This is a genomic window from Anaerotruncus sp. DFI.9.16, from assembly GCF_024461615.1.
Taxonomy (GTDB): domain Bacteria; phylum Bacillota; class Clostridia; order Oscillospirales; family Ruminococcaceae; genus Anaerotruncus; species Anaerotruncus massiliensis.
Window position 1 is genome coordinate 1 of sequence record NZ_JANFZX010000098.1, and the last position, 5,666, is coordinate 5,666.

Annotated in this window: 5 protein-coding genes; 2 read left to right on the top strand and 3 right to left on the bottom strand. The window is 60.5% G+C overall.

All coding sequences use genetic code 11. The annotated features are described in order from the left end of the window. Both metG and NE609_RS16710 read right to left on the bottom strand, forming a co-directional pair. Nucleotides 1-1,977 (bottom strand): methionine--tRNA ligase, encoded by a 1,977-nt coding sequence (gene metG / locus NE609_RS16705; RefSeq protein WP_256153172.1) that lies wholly within the window; start codon nt 1,975-1,977, stop codon nt 1-3. 160 nt (nt 1,978-2,137) lie between these two features. After that, nucleotides 2,138-3,289 (bottom strand): sensor histidine kinase KdpD, encoded by a 1,152-nt coding sequence (locus NE609_RS16710; RefSeq protein WP_256153173.1) that lies wholly within the window; start codon nt 3,287-3,289, stop codon nt 2,138-2,140. Between the two features lie 320 nt (nt 3,290-3,609). On the opposite strand from NE609_RS16710, the gene gap reads away from it, so the two are divergent. Further along, a complete protein-coding gene (gene gap, locus NE609_RS16715; protein ID WP_101549142.1) occupies nt 3,610-4,620 on the top strand; it encodes a type I glyceraldehyde-3-phosphate dehydrogenase in 1,011 nt (336 codons plus the stop codon). A gap of 379 nt (nt 4,621-4,999) precedes the next feature. Here gap and NE609_RS16720 read toward each other — a convergent pair whose 3' ends face one another. Beyond that, nucleotides 5,000-5,206, bottom strand: a complete 207-nt coding sequence (locus tag NE609_RS16720; protein WP_101549144.1) for a hypothetical protein — start codon at nt 5,204-5,206, stop codon at nt 5,000-5,002. Between the two features lie 84 nt (nt 5,207-5,290). Between NE609_RS16720 and NE609_RS16725 the strand changes: the two genes are divergently transcribed. After that, nucleotides 5,291-5,494 (top strand): helix-turn-helix transcriptional regulator, encoded by a 204-nt coding sequence (locus NE609_RS16725; protein ID WP_121587611.1) that lies wholly within the window; start codon nt 5,291-5,293, stop codon nt 5,492-5,494. Nucleotides 5,495-5,666: the final 172 nt, after the last annotated feature.

The following is a 5,666-nucleotide window of genomic DNA, read 5'->3' on the forward strand; positions in this document are numbered from 1 at the left end:
CTACCGGACCACCGAACCGCAGGGGACGGACTCGTCGACGAAGATGACCTTCACGTCGTTTTCGCCCGCGTCGGCGGCGAGGATCATGCCGTTGGATTCGACGCCGCGCAGCTTGGCGGGCTTGAGGTTCGCGACGACGATCACCTTTTTGCCGGTGAGCGCCTCCGGCTCGTACCACGGATGGATGCCCGACACGACCTGGCGGGGCGTGCCGCTGCCGTCGTCGAGGGTGAGCTTCAAGAGCTTATCCGCCTTGGGCACCGGCTCGCAGGCGGTCACCTGCGCAACGCGCAGCCGCACCTTCGCGAAGTCGTCGATCGTGATGAGCGAGGCGACCCCCTCCGGCTGTTCCGCCTTGGAGGCGGGCTTCTTTTCCGCGGCGGCGGCCTTTTCCATGGCGGCGGCGCGCGCCTTTTCGAGCGCCTCGAGCTCCTTGGCCACGTCGATGCGCGGGAAGAGGCCCTCTCCCTTTTTGACCGTCACGCCGGCGGGCAGCAGGCCCCACGTCCCGGCGGACTCGTAGGTGGTGATGTCGCCGGCGGCGCCGATCTGCGCGAAAATCCTGGGCGAGGTGGCGGGCATGAAGGGCGCGAGCAGGATGCCCGCGATGCGCACGCATTCCAGCAGGTTATAGAGCACCGTGGCGAGGCGGGGCCGGTTGGCCTCCTCCTTGGCGAGCACCCAGGGGGCGGTCTCGTCGATGTATTTGTTGGTGCGGGAGATGAGCTTGAAGACCTCGATCAGCGCGTTCTGGAAGGCATACTGCTCCATCTGCGCCTCGTAGCGGTCCTTGAGCCCGCGCGCGATCGAGATGATCTCCTCGTCGACCGGCTCGGATTTCCGCTCCGCCGGCAGGGTGCCGCCGAAGTATTTCTCCGCCATCGCCACCGAGCGGGAGACAAGGTTCCCCAAATCGTTGGCGAGGTCGGCGTTGATGCGGGTGATGAGCCCCTCGTTGGAAAAGAGGCCGTCCGAGCCGAAGGGGAACTCGCGCAGCAGGAAATAGCGGATGGCGTCGACGCCGTACCGCTCGACGAGCACGACGGGGTCGACGACGTTGCCCTTGGACTTGCTCATCTTTCCGCCCTCGAGCAGCAGCCAGCCGTGGCCGAACACCTTTTTGGGCAGCGGCAGGTCGAGCGCCATGAGCATAGCGGGCCAGATGATCGTGTGGAAGCGCATGATCTCCTTGCCGACGAAATGCACGTCGGCGGGCCAGAACTTTTCAAACTCGTGGTATTTGTCGTTGGCGTAGCCGAGCGCGGTGATGTAGTTGGTCAGCGCGTCGACCCACACGTAGACGACGTGGCCGGGATCGAAGGTGACGGGGATGCCCCATGAGAAGGAGGTGCGGGAGACGCACAGGTCCTCGAGGCCGGGCTTGATAAAGTTGTTGACCATCTCGTTGAGGCGGCTCTGCGGCTCCATGAAGTGGGGGTTTTCCTCGTAGAGCCTGATGAGGCGGTCCTGGAAGGCGGAGAGCTTGAAGAAGTAGGCCTCCTCCTCCGCGTCGATGACCTCGCGGCCGCAGTCGGGGCATTTGCCGTCCTTCAGCTGGCTCTCGGTCCAGAAGGACTCGCAGGGAGTGCAGTATTTGCCCTTGTAGGAGCCCTTGTAGATGTAGCCCTTGTCGTAGAGGTCCTTAAAAATCTTCTGCACCGATTCCACATGGTAGTCGTCGGTGGTGCGGATGAACCGGTCGTTGGAGATGTTGAGGAGCTTCCACAGCTCCTTGATGCCGGCGACCACCCTGTCGACATACTGCTGCGGGGTCACGCCCGCAGCCTTCGCCTTTTCCTCGATCTTCTGGCCGTGCTCGTCGGTGCCGGTCAGGAACATGACATCAAACCCCTGCATACGCTTGTAGCGCGCCATGACGTCCGTCGCGACAGTGCAGTAGCTGTGCCCGATGTGCAGCTTGTCCGACGGATAGTAGATGGGGGTGGTGATGTAAAATGTCTTTCCTGTTCCATTCATGATGTGGAACCTCCTTGCATGAGTTTGGTGTCGTCAATGTAATGATATAGTATACCACGAATTGGGTAAAATGAACAGGGGCTGTGGAAAGTTTTTGCCGCCCGGGGCCCGCCCGGCGGCCGGACGGCAAAAGGAAAAGGACCGCCGGAGGGCGGTCCTTTCAGAGCGGGCAGTCGATGCTGTCGCTGAGTGCGACGCGCAGGGGGGAAAAGCGGTCGGAGAGGTAGTCGGCGGCCTCGCAGAAAACGGCGGGCGGCACGCTCTCGTCGTCCTCCACGGGCAGGGTGAACACGACGGTGGTTCCCTTCCCGGGCGTGGAGGTGAGCGCGATGGTGCCGCCGATGGCGGCGATGGAATCGCGGGCGATCGTCAGGCCGAGGCCGTTGCCCGAGAAGGGCCGCCCCCCGTGGTCGTAGGAGAAGTACGGCTCAAAGACGCGCGGCTGCACGTCGGGCGGGATCCCGAGTCCGCGGTCGGCGACCGAGACGCTGAGCATCCCCCGCTTGAAGCGCACCCGGACGGCGATCTGGTTGCCGGGGCGGGTGTAGCGGCAGGAATTCGAGAGGATGTTGAGCAGGGCCGCGGACACCTTCTGGGTGTCGCAGGCGGCGGGCAGCATCCCCCCGGGGATGTCCGCGGAGAGCGGGATGCCGGTCGGCTCGATTAAGTCGGCGGCCGCCGAAAAGAGCTCGCGCAGGTAGTGGAAGAGGTCGACCCGCCGGGTCCGCACGGGCGAAAACCCATAGGTGAGGCGGGTGTAATCGGAAATCCACTCGCTGCTGCGCAGCAGCCGGAAGGCGCTCTGGTTGATGGCGGCGAGGTAATCGGGCATGCGCTCGCGATCCTTTTCGGACGAGCCGGGTCCGCAGTTGCGGGAGAGGAGGGTGAGCATCGAAAAGATGACGGTCAGCGGCGCGCGGTACTGGTTGCCGAAGGAGGAGAGCGTCCGCGACATCCCCTCGGGTCGCATGCCGGAGCCCTGCTCGGCGCCGGAGACCGGCTGGATGAGATAGCGGCCGCTTCCGTCGGGCAGGGCGCAGATGACGGTCGGCCGCTCTGCGAACAGGTGGTTGGGGCCGGCGGTGGTGAAGGAACCGCACCGGTCGATCTCCGCGCGGACGACCTCGGGGTCGTAACCGTGCAGCAGCAGCTGCGCGCCGTCAGGCAGGGCCAGAGCGGGCATTTCCCGGGAGCCGGCGGCGCTGCACCAGACGAGACGAAAATCATGGTCCATCACGGCGGCGGGCTGGCCGGAGGCGTCCAGGAGCCCGGTCAGCTGGTCGAAAAAAAAGTCTGTTCGGGGATCGTCCAAAGGCGCACCTCCTCGCTGCGGAACTGCACTTATCATTTGGGAAGGACCGCGGAAATATTCGGATTCCAAATATTGCATGAAGGCCCGGGAACAGGGAAAACAGGGACCTTTCGACACAAATCGACATAAATTCCGCTTCAATTATAGTATATGAGGGTGTGATTTTCAATAGGAGTTGGGCGTTTTCAATAAAAAGCAAAGTATAAATATCCCGGGTTTGAATAAAATAAAAAAAATCGTTTAAAGTTTATCAAGGTTCTTGTAGTTTCCAGAGATTTGTATTATGATAAAGGTATCAAAAATACAGGAGGTTGTTTCCAATGGCAATTAAAGTTGGTATCAACGGTTTTGGCCGTATCGGCAGACTGGTTTTCCGCGCTGGACTGGACAATCCGAACATTGAATTCGTGGGCGTCAACGATCCGTTCATGACCCCTGACTATTGCGCTTACATGCTTCGCTATGACACGATTCATGGCCAGTACACGGGCGAAGTGAGCTACACCGACGACGCGATCATCGTCAACGGCAAGACTGTCAAGTTCTATGCCGAGCGGGAGCCCGCCAACATTCCGTGGGGTGCTTGCGGCGCCGAGTATGTGGTTGAGTCCACCGGCGTTTTCACCACCATGGACAAGGCTGAGGCCCACCTCAAGGCCGGCGCCAAAAAGGTCATCATCTCCGCGCCCTCCAAGGATGCGCCGATGTTTGTCATGGGCGTCAACCACGAGACCTACCAGCCGAGCATGGACATCGTCTCCAACGCTTCCTGCACCACCAACTGCCTGGCGCCTCTGGCGAAAGTCATCAACGACGAGTTCGGCATTGTCGACGGCCTGATGACCACCGTCCATTCCACCACCGGCACCCAGAAGACCGTTGACGGTCCTTCCAAGAAGGACTGGAGGGGCGGCCGCGCCGCTTCCGGCAACATCATCCCGTCTTCCACCGGCGCCGCCAAGGCTGTGGGTAAGGTCATTCCCGAGCTGAACGGCAAGCTCACCGGCATGGCGTTCCGCGTCCCGACGCTGGATGTCTCCGTCGTCGACCTGACCGTCAACCTCGCGAAGGCCGCCTCCTATGAGGAGATCTGCGCCGCGCTCAAGAAGGCTTCCGAGACCTCCCTCAAGGGCATCCTCGGCTACACCGAGGACGACGTGGTTTCGTCCGACTTCATCGGCGACGCCCGCACCTCCATCTTCGACAAGAAGGCCGGCATCGCGCTGACCGACAAGTTCGTCAAGCTGGTTTCCTGGTATGACAACGAGTGGGGCTACAGCAACAAGGTCCTCATGCTCATCCAGCACATGGCTACCGTTGATCATAAGTAATCGGTTTTTTGAAAGAGCCGCCCGCGAGGGCGGCTCTTTTGTTCATTTGCCGCGCTGCGCCCGGCGGAGCTTTCTTCGCGCCCCTCCGGGGCGCTTTCAATGAGCCGCCTTCGACGGCGGGGATTGCCGGGTCCCGCCCCGGCGGGCGGGTCCATTTCTTGATCGCCCAAGAAATGGACGAAAGAAGGGCGCTCAAGGGGGGCTCACTTGAAGAAGGCGGGGCGCAAAGCTCGCCCCCCTTGAGAATCCCCCCGCCGCTCACGTCCAGCCCGCCGCGGCAATAAGGCACGTCCCATAGTACCCGTAAGGGGGCACAGGTGCTTTTGCTGCCAAAATGCAAAGTCAGCTGCGGCGCTCCCAACAGGGGACGGCGGGCGCGCTAATCCCTCTGGGGCTCGCTCGCGTGCAGCATTTCCTGCGAGCGGCGCCGCGCGTCCTCCAACAGGTCCATCGCCTGAACCGTCCGCGCCGCCGCGCTGTTCTTGATCTGTTCGCGTGTCTCGCCCTCCAGCGGCTTGCGCAGGATTTCAGCAATTTCGGATACCTTGCTTGACAGAAAATAATAAGCGAGCCTGTAATCTTCCATACTAATCACCCTAGGATCATTATAGTCGTTGTAACGAGCATAGTCAAGCATGATCCTTGTGTTACTCTTGGTAGGGTGATTCGTATGATTAGTTATCGGCCGTTTCATGAGACGCTGATAAAAAAGGGTGTTACAGAATATTGGCTGATCAATAAGCAGGGTATAAGTTCTGCTACGGTTCACCAGATACGGTCTGGGAAACCAATAAAAACGAGTACGATTGATACACTTTGTTTTATTCTTGATTGCAAGGTTTCTGATATAATTGAATATGTAAAGGATGAATAGCACCTCTGGGTTATCCGGAGGTGTTTTTTTGTTTGGAAGGCCGTACTAGTCTTCTATGTGCAGTTGGCTGGACGTGAGCGGCGGGGGGATTCTCAAGGGGGGCGAGCTTTGCGCCCGGTCTTCTTCAAGTGAGCCCCCCTTGAGCGCCCTTCTTTCGTCCATTTCTTGGGCG